The 13,516-nt window shown below is 52.9% G+C and carries 14 protein-coding genes; 10 read left to right on the top strand and 4 right to left on the bottom strand.

Annotated features, from left to right (window positions below; translation table 11 throughout):
- Position 1 precedes the first annotated feature (1 nt).
- The 3 genes from rfaC to L2097_RS17685 are packed head-to-tail and all read left to right on the top strand — an operon-like array spanning position 2 to position 3,037.
- Positions 2 to 970 (top strand): lipopolysaccharide heptosyltransferase RfaC, encoded by a 969-nt coding sequence (gene rfaC / locus L2097_RS17695; protein WP_047372603.1) that lies wholly within the window; start codon positions 2 to 4, stop codon positions 968 to 970.
- Positions 970 to 1,878, top strand: a complete 909-nt coding sequence (locus tag L2097_RS17690) for a WaaZ-like lipopolysaccharide core biosynthesis protein (protein WP_250353398.1) — start codon at positions 970 to 972, stop codon at positions 1,876 to 1,878. Before rfaC ends, L2097_RS17690 begins: the two co-directional genes overlap by 1 nt.
- Positions 1,856 to 3,037, top strand: coding sequence for an O-antigen ligase family protein (locus L2097_RS17685; RefSeq protein ID WP_047372601.1), 1,182 nt, complete (start codon positions 1,856 to 1,858; stop codon positions 3,035 to 3,037). The genes L2097_RS17690 and L2097_RS17685 overlap by 23 nt, the downstream gene beginning before the upstream one ends.
- A gap of 36 nt (positions 3,038 to 3,073) precedes the next feature.
- Here L2097_RS17685 and L2097_RS17680 read toward each other — a convergent pair whose 3' ends face one another.
- The gene (locus tag L2097_RS17680; RefSeq protein ID WP_250353397.1) at positions 3,074 to 4,159 is read right to left on the bottom strand and encodes a glycosyltransferase family 9 protein; all 1,086 of its coding nucleotides are present in this window, start codon (positions 4,157 to 4,159) and stop codon (positions 3,074 to 3,076) included.
- A 23-nt stretch (positions 4,160 to 4,182) separates the two neighbouring features.
- The gene (locus tag L2097_RS17675) at positions 4,183 to 5,145 is read right to left on the bottom strand and encodes a polysaccharide deacetylase family protein (RefSeq protein ID WP_250353396.1); all 963 of its coding nucleotides are present in this window, start codon (positions 5,143 to 5,145) and stop codon (positions 4,183 to 4,185) included.
- 110 nt (positions 5,146 to 5,255) lie between these two features.
- Here L2097_RS17675 and rfaQ point away from each other — a divergent pair, with 110 nt between their 5' ends.
- The 7 genes from rfaQ to coaD all read left to right on the top strand — a co-directional run bounded on the left by rfaQ (position 5,256) and on the right by coaD (position 12,238).
- Entirely contained in the window at positions 5,256 to 6,332 is a 1,077-nt protein-coding gene (rfaQ, locus tag L2097_RS17670; protein ID WP_047372598.1) for a putative lipopolysaccharide heptosyltransferase III, read from the top strand.
- Positions 6,329 to 7,456, top strand: coding sequence for a glycosyltransferase family 4 protein (locus L2097_RS17665; RefSeq protein ID WP_250353395.1), 1,128 nt, complete (start codon positions 6,329 to 6,331; stop codon positions 7,454 to 7,456). The genes rfaQ and L2097_RS17665 overlap by 4 nt, the downstream gene beginning before the upstream one ends.
- Before the next feature lie 2 nt (positions 7,457 to 7,458).
- Positions 7,459 to 8,553, top strand: coding sequence for a glycosyltransferase (locus tag L2097_RS17660; protein ID WP_085005166.1), 1,095 nt, complete (start codon positions 7,459 to 7,461; stop codon positions 8,551 to 8,553).
- A 28-nt stretch (positions 8,554 to 8,581) separates the two neighbouring features.
- The gene (locus tag L2097_RS17655) at positions 8,582 to 9,571 is read left to right on the top strand and encodes a glycosyltransferase (protein ID WP_047372596.1); all 990 of its coding nucleotides are present in this window, start codon (positions 8,582 to 8,584) and stop codon (positions 9,569 to 9,571) included.
- A 115-nt stretch (positions 9,572 to 9,686) separates the two neighbouring features.
- Positions 9,687 to 10,961, top strand: coding sequence for a lipid IV(A) 3-deoxy-D-manno-octulosonic acid transferase (waaA, locus tag L2097_RS17650; protein WP_047372595.1), 1,275 nt, complete (start codon positions 9,687 to 9,689; stop codon positions 10,959 to 10,961).
- Complete coding sequence (locus tag L2097_RS17645) at positions 10,961 to 11,731, top strand: glycosyltransferase family 2 protein (protein ID WP_250353394.1); 771 nt, start codon at positions 10,961 to 10,963, stop codon at positions 11,729 to 11,731. Before waaA ends, L2097_RS17645 begins: the two co-directional genes overlap by 1 nt.
- A 3-nt stretch (positions 11,732 to 11,734) precedes the next feature.
- On the top strand, positions 11,735 to 12,238 hold the full coding sequence (gene coaD / locus L2097_RS17640) for a pantetheine-phosphate adenylyltransferase (RefSeq protein WP_250353393.1): 504 nt from the start codon (positions 11,735 to 11,737) through the stop codon (positions 12,236 to 12,238).
- 93 nt (positions 12,239 to 12,331) lie between these two features.
- Here coaD and mutM read toward each other — a convergent pair whose 3' ends face one another.
- Together mutM and rpmG are read right to left on the bottom strand one after the other, a co-directional pair.
- Positions 12,332 to 13,141, bottom strand: a complete 810-nt coding sequence (mutM, locus tag L2097_RS17635; RefSeq protein ID WP_085005083.1) for a bifunctional DNA-formamidopyrimidine glycosylase/DNA-(apurinic or apyrimidinic site) lyase — start codon at positions 13,139 to 13,141, stop codon at positions 12,332 to 12,334.
- Between the two features lie 189 nt (positions 13,142 to 13,330).
- Complete coding sequence (gene rpmG, locus L2097_RS17630; protein ID WP_003024094.1) at positions 13,331 to 13,498, bottom strand: 50S ribosomal protein L33; 168 nt, start codon at positions 13,496 to 13,498, stop codon at positions 13,331 to 13,333.
- Between the last annotated feature and the right edge of the window lie 18 nt (positions 13,499 to 13,516).

Here is a 13,516-nt window from a genome sequence, read left to right as displayed (position 1 = left end):
AATGCGGGTTCTTATCGTTAAAACCTCTTCAATGGGTGATGTGCTGCATACCCTGCCTGCGTTAACCGACGCGGTACAGGCGATTCCTGGTATTCACTTTGACTGGGTTGTTGAAGAAAACTTTGCGCAAATCCCCTCATGGCATGATGCGGTTGACCGGGTGATTCCCGTGGCGATTCGCCGCTGGCGTAAAGCGTGGTTTTCTGCGCCCGTGAAAGCAGAGCGTCATGCATTTCGCCACGCCGTGCAGGCCGAATACTACGACGCTATCATCGATGCTCAGGGGCTGGTAAAAAGCGCCGCGCTGGTGACGCGTCTTGCCCACGGCATTAAACATGGTATGGACTGGCAAACCGCGCGTGAGCCGCTGGCGAGCCTGTTCTACAATCGCCGCCATCACATCGCAAAGCAGCAGCATGCGGTGGAGCGCACCCGTGAACTGTTCGCAAAAAGCCTGGGTTACGACAAACCACAAATTCAGGGCGATTACGCCATTGCCCGCCATTTTCCCAGCAGTAGTGGCCTCAAGACGCCATATGCCGTCTTTTTACATGCCACAACGCGTGATGATAAGCACTGGCCTGAGAGCCACTGGCGTGAGCTGCTTGGCCTGCTGGCTAACAGCGGTTTGCGGATTAAGTTACCCTGGGGTGCGCCGCATGAAGAAGCGCGGGCAAAACGCCTTGCCGAGGGCTATGATTTCGTGGATGTCCTGCCACGCATGAGCCTGGAAAATGTCGCTCAGGTGCTGGCCGGGGCGAGGTTTGTGGTTTCCGTCGATACCGGTCTGAGTCATTTGACGGCGGCACTGGATCGCCCGAATGTGACGCTCTACGGACCAACGGATCCAGGGTTGATCGGGGGTTACGGTAAAAACCAGCACAGCCTGCGCCCGGAAACCGGAAACCGCACGGACGATATTTCCGCCGCACGCGTTTATGCACATCTTAAAAGCCAGGCAGGGGTGTAATGGGTTCACTTTTTAAGCAAATCTATCGTTATACGCGCCCGCGAAGCTTCCGCCATAACGAAAATCTCTGGCCGTGGACCAAAATCCAGCGGGCGAAGAGCGGTGAGATTAGCTCACTGAATTATAAAGGCTTCCCGGTTCCTCTGGTGTCGCTCAGCGGGCTGAAAGGGAGTGCGCAGGGGGAGGTTTTACTGACAGCCACTGGCCCGTCAACCCGAGGCATTGATTTCAAAAAACTGCCAAAAGATATCCCGGTGATGGGCGTTAACGGCGCCTATTCCCTGTCGCTGGATGTGGATTTTTCACTCTATGTGATTGTAGATATGGAGTTTTTTGACAAAAGAAGCGATATCATCCGCGCCATTATTGCCGATAGCAGTATCCTGCTGTTTACCACCATGCACGGTATCGCCAAAATTCTCGATCGCCACGCAGCAGAGCTCAAATGCCGTTTAGCCCTGATTGAAGACGCTTGCTATAAAATTTATCAGCCAAAAGTTCCGCACGACCAAAAATGGGAAGCCTATAACGGCAATTCGCCGATGCGGTTTTGCGAGAAGCGCAACGATATCTGTTTTAGTACCGATATCCGGTTGGGTATTTTTGATGCGGGGACCGTGGTGTACTGGGCATTGCAGATTTTAACCTTTATGGGATTCAACACTATTCTCATTAGTGGCCTGGATATGAATAACTTCCACCAACCGCGTTTTTATGAGACCGCAGAAAATAAGCTGCCATCCTATCTGGAAACAAAAATCGACAATCTTGTTATGCCGTCTTTCGCTCATGCTTCACGCATAATGAAAGAGAATAAAAGCACAGTCGTGAACTTTTCTTTAGACAGCGCAGTACCTGATGCAGTTTTTACTAAGGTATCTTTTGATGATTACTTCAACAATCGCTAAGCATTCCAAAAACGCTTATCCGGTTTTCTTTTATTTGTTTCTTTTTTTTAGTGCCATCTTTTGTATGTCAACCCGCACTAATAATCTTTTCCATATCACGTTAGCTTTGTTTGTACTGTCGTTATTAAGCCGTCAAAATCTGAGCATGCTGGTACAAAACTGTCGTGGTAAGGGGCTGATACTGCTTGCGATGATAGTTTTTATGATTTATTTCGCGCTGAGCAATTTCTGGGGAAGCGAGCCACCGCGTTTCAATTCCACACTGACCCATGGCACCTATCTTTTTTTCTACGTGCTTATTCTGAGCAGCCTGCTGGAAAATCCAAAAAGCAGACACATTGCGTTGTTAAGTGTGGTGGCGGGGATTACCGTTCTGTCAGTGTACACACTGATAACCGACTACTCGCTGGTACTCACGCTCCGTCAGGTCTCGCTCAGCAATCCCGGCCCGGCAAATGTTATTGATTTAGCAGGTTATTGCGGCGTGGGCATCTTGCTCTCAGGGATACTCATGAAGGAGCAGAAACAGCCGTTGTACTGGATTCCCATCGTCATTTTGCTGTTTATGATGCTGCTAACACAAAGCCGTGGTCCCATTATTTCGCTCTTTATCGCCTTTCTCTTCACACTGCATCTTCATTTACTGACAAGACGCAATCTGACTATCGGCGCGGTACTTATTATCGTCTTCGCGGCCTTATTCTTCTTTACCCCGGCGGGCGATTTACTGGTGGGGCGCTTCGAGGCGCTCAGCACGCAGAGTGGGCTGCGCTTGAGTATCTGGCACCATACGTTACAGGAAGTGTCCTCTCACTGGTGGCTTGGTCGTGGTTTTACTTTCGATCTGGATTTTATAAATTACAGCGGCGAGCATATTACCACGACGCACAGTGTCTACCTTGGCACCTTACTGAAAGGTGGCATTCTGGGTTTCTTCATTCTGCTGATGATTATCTTCTGTGGACTGGCTTTTGCGATTGGCAAGTATGTCAAAGACAAACGTTATGAGGCCGCGCTGTTCATCTTTGCGCTGATATTTATGTCCTCGCAGGGGATGTTTATTATCAGTAACCCAAGAGAATCCTGGATTTTATTCTGGCTGCCATTGGCGGTTGTCATCAGTCACAGTAAACCAAAGAATCTGTTTTATACCTTCTAAACGATAAAAGCCCGCATTGCGGGCCTTTATTTTTGATTACATCGCTTTTGCTACTGGATGGCAAATCTCATCGAGGCGGATATCGATAGTTTGCAGCAATTCCACCATCGGCATCGCCGAAATATCGTCTGTTGAGCAAATAAGCTGCGTCGCCTTTTCATAGTGTGGTGCCCAGATTTTATACCCCGGCAACCCCGTATCTTTGAGCTTACGCTGGTTATAAACGGCGATGAGCGGTTTATCGAGCGCACGAGCAATATGCACAATTGAGGTATCCGGCGTGATCACCAGATCAACCCGACGAACGATTTCTACCGCAGTATTGATCGTACTGTCCTTAAGAAACAGGGCATTATCTATATTGAGCTGACTGACTTTTGCGCTCTGGCCAATTATTACCGCCCGGGTGGGATAAGGCAGCGCGTTAAGATGCTCAACAATGCTGACGACCTGCTCGCGAGAAAAATCCTTATCCTCGGAACCCGTAAAAGGATTGATCGCCACAAAGCAGGTTTGCGGTGCTTCGGTTGCCAGCAATTGTGCCACCTTCTCCCGTTCGTGTGCGTCTCCCGCGACATGGTAGGTGTAGTGGTCAGCCGCAATACCGAACAAATTCAATACCTGCTGATAGCGTGCGGAAATGTGCTTTGTGGCATCAAAGAAAGGGATAGTGTGATCAAAAAGCTTGTACTGCTCTTTGTTGTAGCCAATGACGCAACCTACGTTCAGTTCTGACAACAACTTAAAACGCTCGTAGGTATTCACATCATCAAAATCAATAACGGCATCAAACCGCTCGGCCTGTAATGCCGCAAGCGACATGCGCGGTTTATAGAGGTGAACGTTTTCCAGATAGTCCGCGCCCGCCAAAAGTTGCTGACACATCGGCCCCGTCAGGACTGAAACCCGATAACCTTTTTCTGCCAGCGCGCGGGCACAACCTGTTGTCACCACCATATCGCCAATCTTGTCATCGAGGCGCAGTAACAATAGATGTTTCACCGAATGCGGATTAAAGGGCGCACGCGCCGCTTTATGCCGATAGCGGCGATTGATCAACGCAAATTTAATGCTACGGAAAAACGCGTTCTTTTTGCGTGTGAATTGCTTAAGGGCACCCATCGTTACCAACTCAACTTATCTGTTTAGCGCTGTACAATTTTTTGCTGATAGTAGTCCGCCAGGGTCATGCCCTTAACGCGCGGCTGCAACCATGTAAAGAAAGATTCAAGGTCATCATACAGACGCTCGATATCCTGTTCATTCTTAAATGTCGGGCTACCACCCGGCATATATTCGGACGAGTGCAGCATGTACTCAACGTAGTCATTGCCCTGCGCCAGCGTCTGCTCCACAACACGCTGCATGGTATCAACGTTGCCGCCCATTGGTCGTAGCCAATGGACAGAAGGCGAACGCAATTTACCGCGCAGTTTGTCATAACCCTGTTTAATGCTGTTCATCAGCGCCGAGTGCTTGAACTGGATGCTCATTGGCACCTCAAGCAGCGACGAGTTGCCGGGCTTACTGATGTCGTTTTCATCAAGAAAATAGGCCTGTAGCGGGAAATGGCGATAATCCGTGCCCCCGGTCCCCTGCGGCGCCCCTTTCGCGGTTTTCCAGTTCACTTTTGGCGTGACGGAGCAGTCCACTTCGTAGCCATATTCAACCAGCAGACGCGCATAACGTTCATCAAAGGCCCAGCGACCGGCACGATGGCTGCGCATTTTGGTCTGGAAGGTGTCCTGCAGGAGTTTGGTCATAAAATCGACCTTTTCCCGCATCAGCGCGTCGGAATACTCAATAAGGTAGGGTTTATAGCGCCAGTCGTTATCGGTCAGCGGCGTCTCTGGCGGGCTATTCCAGGCATGCAAATGCATACCGATTTCTGCCGTGCCCCGGGAAATCACGTCCTGACCAAACTCGATAAAAAACGGGTCGATGGCCATTTCGTAGTTCGTAAGATAGACCGGTTTAAAACCATACTTTTCACACACAGCCTGAAAACGCGGCAAATATTTCGCATTTTCTGTGGTGATACTGTCATTTTTTTGCCAGAGGTTGTCACCCTCTGTATCGATCGTGATAAGAAATGCCGGTTTCTGCACGTCTTTGTCCTCAGGCTTAGTTATCCGGTCATGGTAGAGCAATACAACGCTTCTCTCAATGCATCTGATAACCTAGAATCAGAGGCTTGTAATCGGATTAAGAAGACCGTATGACGCCCGAAACCCGCCCTTTCAACAGCACAATGCCTGCGCGCATTTTAGTGATAAAGCTACGCCATCATGGCGATATGCTGCTGATTACGCCCGTGATCCAGACACTTCGCCAGCGCTATCCTGACGCAAAAATCGACGTTTTGCTGTATGAAGAGACGCGGGATATGCTCGCTGCCAACACCGATATCCATCGCATTTACGGCATTGACCGGAAATGGAAAAAGCAGGGGCAGCGCCATCTGATCGCCATGGAGTGGGGGCTGCTACGGACTTTACGTAAGCAACACTACGACCTGGTACTGAACCTGGCCGATCAATGGCGCAGCGCCATCGTCACCCGCTTTACTGGCGCACCTCGTCGCATTGGTTTTGATTTCCCGAAACGCCGCCACCCCTTTTGGCGCTTTTGCCATACGGACCTGGCCTCCACGCAGGCCCATAACAGCCTGCATACGGTCCAGCAAAATCTCTCCATCCTTGCGCCATTGGGTATAGAGGTACAAACTGCCCCGGCCAAAATGGGCTATAGCGAAGCAGACTGGCAGGCCTGCAAGGCATTGTTGCCAGAAGGCTTAACCGGTGGCTATATCGTTGTGCAACCCACCTCACGCTGGTTCTTTAAATGCTGGCGAGAGGATCGCATGAGCGCGGTGATTAACGCGCTCTCGGCTGACGGCTACACCGTTGTCCTCACCTCTGGCCCGGATGCCAAAGAGAAGCAGATGGTTGATACCATTATCGCAGGCTGCCAGGATGCGCGCCTGGTCTCGCTGGCCGGGAAACTGACGCTGCGTCAGCTCGGTGCGCTGATTGACCACGCCCGGCTGTTCATTGGGGTCGATTCCGTACCGATGCATATGGCCGCCGCGCTTAATACGCCGCTGGTTGCCCTGTTTGGCCCCTCTAAACTGACCTTCTGGCGTCCATGGCAGGCTCAGGGCGAAGTCATTTGGGCAGGGGACTACGGCCCGCTTCCCGATCCTGATGCCATTGATACCCGTACGGATGAACGTTACCTGAATTTGATTCCTGAGGAAGACGTTATCGCCGCGGCAAGAAGGGTTTTAGCATGAGCAAATTTCGCCTGGCACTGGTAAGGCAAAAATACCGCCCCGATGGCGGCGCGGAACGTTTTGTCTCCCGCGCGCTGGAAGCGCTCGATAGCAGTCATCTCGAACTGAATGTTATCACCCGCGAGTGGCAGGGGCCGGTAAAACCGGACTGGCATATTCATGTCTGTAACCCCAGAAAATGGGGACGCATCAGCCGCGAACGCGGGTTCGCTAACGCCGCAAGAGCGCTCTGGGAAAGCAAACAGTTCGACCTTGTGCAAAGCCATGAGCGCATTCCGGGCTGCGATTTGTATCGCGCCGGGGACGGCGTGCACCGCCGCTGGCTGGAGCAACGTGCGCGTATTCTGCCGGGCTGGAAACAAGCCTTGTTGTTCGCTGACCGCTATCACCGCTATGTCATGAATGCTGAACGTGAGATGTATCAGCATGACCATCTGCGCGGTGTCATTTGCAATGCCGAGATGATAAAGCAGGAGATCATTGCGGATTTCGGCCTGCCGGCAGACAAAATCCATGTGATTTACAACGCCATCGATAACCAGCGTTTCACACCGCCGGATGAAGAGACCTTCGCGACGCTGCGCCAACAGCACGGGATTCCGCTACAGGCAACCGGCCTGGTCTATGTCGGTTCGGGCTTCGAGCGTAAGGGTCTGGATGCTGCCATTCGCGCTATCGCCCCCACGGATCGCCACCTTTTCGTCGTGGGCAAGGATAAAGATCAGCGTCGCTACGAATCTCTGGCGGTATCGCTGAATTGTGCCAGTCGGGTGCACTTCTTTGGCATGCAAACAGAGACGCTACCGTTCTATCAAATGGCGGATGGCCTGCTTTTGCCAACCCTTTACGATCCGTTCCCCAATGTGATTCTGGAAGCAATGGCTTGTGGTTTGCCGGTTATCACCACGACCGGCTGCGGCGGCCAGGAATTCATTGTTCAGGGGCAGAATGGCTATGTGTGCGATGCGCTGGATATTCCCGCCTTGCAGGACGCCGTTATGGCACTCCCCGCACGCGCATCAGGCTCCAGTGAAGGGCAGCATGCCCGAGAACGCATTTTGTCCTGCACCGCTGAGCGTCTGTCGACGCAATTACTTGCCCTTTACCAGAAGCTGGTGAAATGACCATGCGCATACTGTTTATCATTGATGGATTACCGGGCGGCGGCGCCGAGAAAGTCGTTTTGACGCTTGCAGAGACGTTTTTACGCCGGGGGGATGAAGTATCACTTTTTTCACTGCGCGACGTCTGCGAATATCCTCTGCCTGAGGGGCTCGATTACCGGGTTATCGCCGATAAATGTCGCAAGCCCTGGCGTAAGCTGACGGAGATTTCTCGTCGCGCGCGCCAGCTTGACGCTGCGGTCGTCGATGCCGAGCGCTCGGGTCGTTTCGATCTGGTGTTATCTAACCTGCATAAAACCGATCGCATTGTGTCGCGCAGTAAAACGCTGCGCTCGCATAACCTGTGGTTCTGTTTGCATGGCGTGTTTTCAACCTCTTATCTCGGTCACCGGACCGGCTTTGACCGCTGGCTGAAACAGCAGAAAATTAAACGCGTTTACCAGGGGCGCAATATCGTCAGCGTCTCCAGCGCCGTCGGGCAGGACCTGGTCGAACAGTTCGCCATCCAGCCTGCACAGCTGAAAACCATCTATAACCCCTTTGATATTGCCGCGATCCGCGCAAGTGCCGACGTCCCCTTCGAGATGGCCGGCCAGGATTACATCATCCACGTCGGGCGCCTGCATCCTGGAAAACGCCAGGACCGCCTGATTGAAGCCTATGCGCTAAGTCACATCACCGCGCCGTTAGTGTTGCTTGGCCAGGGCAAACCAGAGCAGGAACAGCGTTTGCGCGCGCTGGCTGAAAAACTGGGCGTTGCCGACCGCGTGCTGTTTAAAGGCTTTCAGAGCAACCCACATTCATGGATGAAACAGGCGCGAATGCTGGTGCTCAGCTCCGATAGCGAAGGGCTGGGCAATGTGGTCATTGAAGCGCTGATTCTGGGCACGCCCGTTGCCAGTACCCGCTGCCCGGGCGGCATCCCCGAAATCCTGACGGGCCCGCTGGCAAAAGGGCTTGCAGACCTCAATAGCCCTGCGCTGGCTCAGGCGATGCAAAGCATTTACACTAATCCGCCGATTATTGAGCAGGCTGCGCTGGAAAAATTCAGCGTGGAGACAATCTGTCAGCAATACCGCCAGCTAAGCAAAGACTAACTGGCCCCTTACCGATACCGGATCTTTTATGAGTCAAAACCCTTTACTGAGCATCGTGGTCGCGGTGTATAACGGCGGGAAATTCCTTCCACAGTTTTTTGAATGCATTGAACAACAGCAACTGGAAAGCTATGAACTGATCCTGGTAAACGACGGTTCGACCGATAACAGCCTGGCCGTGATCGATGCCTGGCGCGACAGAATGCAAAACGTCACGCTGATTCAACAGGAAAACCAGGGCGTTTCCGTCGCGCGAAATTCCGGCCTTGCCGTTGCAAAAGGCAAATACCTGACCTTCCCCGACATTGACGATAAGCTCTACCCGGGGATGTTCCGCACGCTGCTGGATATGGCGGAAAAGGGCAATCTTGACGTTGCCACCTGTAATGGCCGCTATGTTTACGAAAAGAAACGTGAAAGCCACCCTATTTTCCCGCCTGAGCGTTTATCTTCAACGCCAGTATTGCCGGGCCACGTCTGGTTGAAAACCGCGCTCGACTCGCGCAAATTTCTGCATGTCACGTGGCTGAATATCTATCGTCGGGAATTTATTACCCAACATAATTTTCATTTCGAACCGGGGCTACGTCATCAGGATATTCCCTGGACCACAGAGGTACTGCTGGCAGCGGAGCGTGTGCAGTACACCAGTGAAACCTTTTATGATTACTACATTCACTCAGAATCGGTGTCGCACAAGCCGGACAATGACGATACGCTGATGCGCTCAGCGCGCCATTACATGAAAATTCTGGAGATGCTGGACGCCATCAATAAACGTTACCCGGACAAGGCGCGCAACATCTCCGCCTGTCGCTGGCAAATAGCCAAAGAGGGGCTTGGCATTATTCACACATTCGATGAAATGAAAGATGAAGCGAAAAAACGTATTATCATCAGTGAGTTTTTCGATCGCGGAATCTGGCGGCTGATTTGGACCAATGCCAGCTCATTGCGTTTACGCTGGCGTCTGGGGCGCCGTTATTTCCGGATTAAAAAATACCGCGATGTCGCATAGCGTGTGCCGCATTCTCGCTATAACGCTGGTTCAGTATCAATGCGCCAAAGATATAGCTTTAAGCGGGCTAAATGCTTAGAATTTGCCCGCCGAAACTCAAAAAACGGATAATCGCTTGGAATTGTTGTATACCATCCTGCTCTACTTAATTCAGCCTCTGGTGTGGCTGCGGCTTTTGCTTCGCAGCCGCAAGGCTCCGGCTTATCGTAAACGCTGGGCTGAACGCTATGGCTTTTGCCGTAATAAAGTGAAGCCGGACGGTATTTTGCTGCATTCCGTCTCCGTTGGCGAAACGCTGGCGGCCATTCCGCTGGTACGCGCATTGCGCCACCGCTACCCCACGCTGCCCATAACCGTCACCACCATGACTCCGACGGGCTCAGAGCGTGTAATGTCGGCCTTTGGCAAAGATGTTCATCACGTCTATCTCCCTTACGATCTGCCCTGCGCAATGGGTCGTTTTCTCGATACGGTCCGCCCGAAGCTGGTGATCGTGATGGAAACCGAACTGTGGCCAAATATGATTGCCGCGCTGAACCGTCGCAAAATTCCGCTGGTGATCGCCAATGCGCGCCTGTCGGAACGTTCGGCCAAAGGCTACGGCAAGCTGGGCCGATTTATGCGTCGTCTGCTCAGCAGAATCACGCTGATTGCTGCGCAAACCCAGGAAGATGGCGATCGTTTTATGCAGTTGGGCCTGAAACGCGGCCAACTTGCCGTTACCGGCAGCCTGAAATTTGATATTTCCGTCACCCCGGAATTAGCGGCCAAAGCCATAACACTGCGGCGCCAGTGGGCGCCTCGCCGCAAAGTGTGGATTGCTACCAGCACCCACGACGGCGAAGAGACCATTATCCTGCAGGCACATCGTAAGTTGCTGGAGACTTTTCCGGATTTACTGCTGATCCTGGTGCCACGTCATCCGGAACGTTTCCCTGATGCGCGCGAGATGGTGCGCAAAGGCGGCTTTAGTTTCATCATGCGAAGCTCAGGTGAAATTCCTTCCGGCAGCACCCAGGTTGTCATTGGCGATACCATGGGCGAGCTAATGCTGCTTTACGGTATTGCTGATATGGCCTTTGTCGGCGGTAGTCTGGTCGAGCGCGGCGGTCATAACCCGCTGGAGCCAGCGGCACATGCTATTCCTGTGCTGATGGGGCCACACACATTCAACTTCAAAGATATCTGCGCGCGCCTGCAGGCGGCTGACGGCCTGATCACCGTCACCGATGCCGACTCGCTGGTTAAAGAGGTCTCGACCTTGCTGACGGACGAAGATTACCGTCTGTGGTGTGGTCGCCACGCCGTTGAAGTCCTGCATCAGAACCAGGGTGCGCTGACGCGTCTGCTGCAACTCCTGCAACCGTATTTGCCTCAGCGGAGCCATTAATGTCTCAACGCCTGTCGGTGGTCATGATCGCCAAAAACGCGGCAGACCTGCTGCCAGATTGCTTAGCGTCCGTTGCATGGGCCGATGAAATTATTTTGCTCGATTCCGGCAGCGAGGATGCAACGCCTGAAGTGGCGCGCGCGGCGGGCGTAAAAGTCTTCACCGATACCGACTGGCAGGGCTATGGCATTCAGCGCCAGAAGGCGCAACGCCTGGCCAGCGGTGACTATATCTTAATGATTGACACCGATGAACGGGTCACACCGGAACTGGCGCAGTCAATACGTACCGTGCTTGCCGCTCCACAGCCGGATGCGGTTTACAGCATCGCCCGCCGTAACTTTTTCCTTGGCCGTTTTATGCGTCACAGCGGCTGGTACCCGGACCGGGTGACGCGACTCTATCCCCGAGAACGCTACCAGTACAACGCCAGTCTTGTACATGAATCACTGGACACCCAGGGTGCAAAAGTTATCGAGTTGAAAGGCGACCTGCTACATTTGACCTGCCGTGATTTCGCCAGCTTTCAGCGCAAACAACTGAATTACGCCACCGCCTGGGCGCAGGAGCGACATCAGAAGGGTAAGAAGGCATCGCTGACGGGTATTTTCACCCATACGCTGGGGGCGTTTCTGAAAACGCTGCTATTACGCGGCGGCGTGCTGGATGGCAAACAAGGCTGGCTGCTCGCGGTGGTCAATGCGCAGTATACTTTCAACAAATACACCGAACTGTGGGCGCTAAACCACGGTTACAGCGAGAAAACGTAAGCGATGAGCACAAAAGCGATTTATCCCGGTACGTTTGATCCCATTACCAACGGGCATATTGATATCGTGACCCGCGCCGCCACCATGTTCGATCAGGTGGTACTGGCGATTGCCGCCAGCCCAAGCAAAAAACCGATGTTTACGCTCGATGAGCGCGTGGCGCTGGCTCAGGAAGCGACCAGACATATTCCTAACGTCACGGTGACAGGCTTTAGCGATCTGATGGCCAATTTTGCGCGGGCTCAACAGGCGAACATTTTGATTCGTGGTCTGCGTGCGGTGGCGGATTTTGAATATGAGATGCAACTGGCGCACATGAATCGCCATCTGATGCCTGACCTGGAAAGCGTATTTCTGATGCCATCAAAAGAGTGGTCGTTTATTTCGTCCACGCTGGTAAAAGAGGTGGCGCGCCATACCGGTGATGTCACGCATTTTCTGCCCGCTAACGTGCATCAGGCGCTGCTGAAAAAGCTGCAGGATGCTCTTCCCGCAGGCGGCGCTTGACGCGCCTTGTCCGGGCTACCTGTCCACAGACGGCTGGAAACCAGGAGCCCGACTAAGCGCAACGCGAGCCGGGATAAACGCAACCACCGCACTTTACTTCTGGCACTGACGGCAATAAAAGGTCGCGCGCTGTGCATGCTTCGACGCGATAATCGGCGTACCACATACCCGGCACGGTTCACCTTTACGTCCATAGACCTGCAATTCCTGCGCAAAATACCCGGGCTTGCCATCGCTTTGCAGAAAGTCTTTCAGCGTGGTGCCGCCCTGCTCAATCGAGCGCAGCAGTACCGCTTTAATCACCCGCACCAGCAGTTCACACTCCTCGCGTGACAGCGACGAGGCCAGTCGGTCAGGATGGATCCCGGCGGCAAACAGCGATTCGCTGGCGTAGATATTACCCACCCCCACCACCAGCTTGTTGTCCATCAGCCAGGGTTTGATGGCGGTTTTCTTCTTCGCGCATTTCTGTTGCAGGTAATCGGCGTTAAACGTCTCGCTTAACGGTTCCGGCCCCAGATGCGCCAGAACATTGTGGCCTTCCAGCGCTTTCGTCCACAGCCAGGCCCCAAACCGTCGAGGATCGGTGTAGCGGAGGACTTTACCGTTGCTCATCACCAGGTCGACGTGATCGTGCTTTTCCGCCGGGAGCTCTTCGCTGAGGATACGCAGGCTGCCGGACATACCCAGATGGATAATTATCCAGCCGTCCGGCAACTCCAGCAGCAGGTATTTGGCACGGCGCTGCACGCTGAGGACCGGTTTGTCACTCAGGCGATGAATTTCATCCGAGACAGGCCAGCGAAGGCGCCCGTTACGGACGATGGCATGAAGAATTTTGGCGCCAACCAGATGCGGTTCAATGCCGCGACGGCTGGTTTCTACCTCGGGTAATTCTGGCATGGCTATTTCTCCTTATTTCCCCAATGTAGTTTGCGTCACAGGAAGGCGGCAAGAAGTGAATCGCGGGTGCTTACCTGAGTAAGTGACCAGGGGGAGCGCACGAAGCTGACGCGCCTGCGGCTCAAACTACGAAGGGCAAAATGCAAAAAACCCCGCCGAAGCGAGGTTTTCGTACAAATAAAGCGCAAATTATTTAATTTTTGCTTCTTTGTAAAGAACGTGCTGACGGACAACTGGATCGAATTTTTTCAGTTCCAGTTTTTCCGGCTTAGTACGTTTGTTCTTCGTGGTGGTATAGAAGTGACCAGTACCAGCAGAAGAAACCAGCTTGATTTTCTCACGAATACCTTTAGCCATGATTTATTTCCTCTAAGT

Source organism: Citrobacter sp. MNAZ 1397, assembly GCF_023613995.1.
GTDB classification, from domain to species: Bacteria; Pseudomonadota; Gammaproteobacteria; order Enterobacterales; family Enterobacteriaceae; genus Phytobacter; species Phytobacter ursingii.
The sequence above is the reverse complement of the archived record's forward strand: the minus strand, read 5'-3'. Positions and strand labels throughout refer to the sequence as shown.

Coding starts and splice junctions, on each gene's coding strand:
- L2097_RS17665 (WP_250353395.1), top strand. CDS start 6,329: ATGAGCAAATTTCGCCTGGCACTGGTAAGGCAAAAATACCGCCCCGAT.
- rpmG (WP_003024094.1), bottom strand. CDS start 13,498: ATGGCTAAAGGTATTCGTGAGAAAATCAAGCTGGTTTCTTCTGCTGGT.
- L2097_RS17690 (WP_250353398.1), top strand. CDS start 970: ATGGGTTCACTTTTTAAGCAAATCTATCGTTATACGCGCCCGCGAAGC.
- L2097_RS17680 (WP_250353397.1), bottom strand. CDS start 4,159: ATGGGTGCCCTTAAGCAATTCACACGCAAAAAGAACGCGTTTTTCCGT.
- L2097_RS17685 (WP_047372601.1), top strand. CDS start 1,856: ATGATTACTTCAACAATCGCTAAGCATTCCAAAAACGCTTATCCGGTT.
- rfaC (WP_047372603.1), top strand. CDS start 2: ATGCGGGTTCTTATCGTTAAAACCTCTTCAATGGGTGATGTGCTGCAT.
- coaD (WP_250353393.1), top strand. CDS start 11,735: ATGAGCACAAAAGCGATTTATCCCGGTACGTTTGATCCCATTACCAAC.
- rfaQ (WP_047372598.1), top strand. CDS start 5,256: ATGACGCCCGAAACCCGCCCTTTCAACAGCACAATGCCTGCGCGCATT.
- mutM (WP_085005083.1), bottom strand. CDS start 13,141: ATGCCAGAATTACCCGAGGTAGAAACCAGCCGTCGCGGCATTGAACCG.
- L2097_RS17660 (WP_085005166.1), top strand. CDS start 7,459: ATGCGCATACTGTTTATCATTGATGGATTACCGGGCGGCGGCGCCGAG.
- L2097_RS17645 (WP_250353394.1), top strand. CDS start 10,961: ATGTCTCAACGCCTGTCGGTGGTCATGATCGCCAAAAACGCGGCAGAC.
- L2097_RS17655 (WP_047372596.1), top strand. CDS start 8,582: ATGAGTCAAAACCCTTTACTGAGCATCGTGGTCGCGGTGTATAACGGC.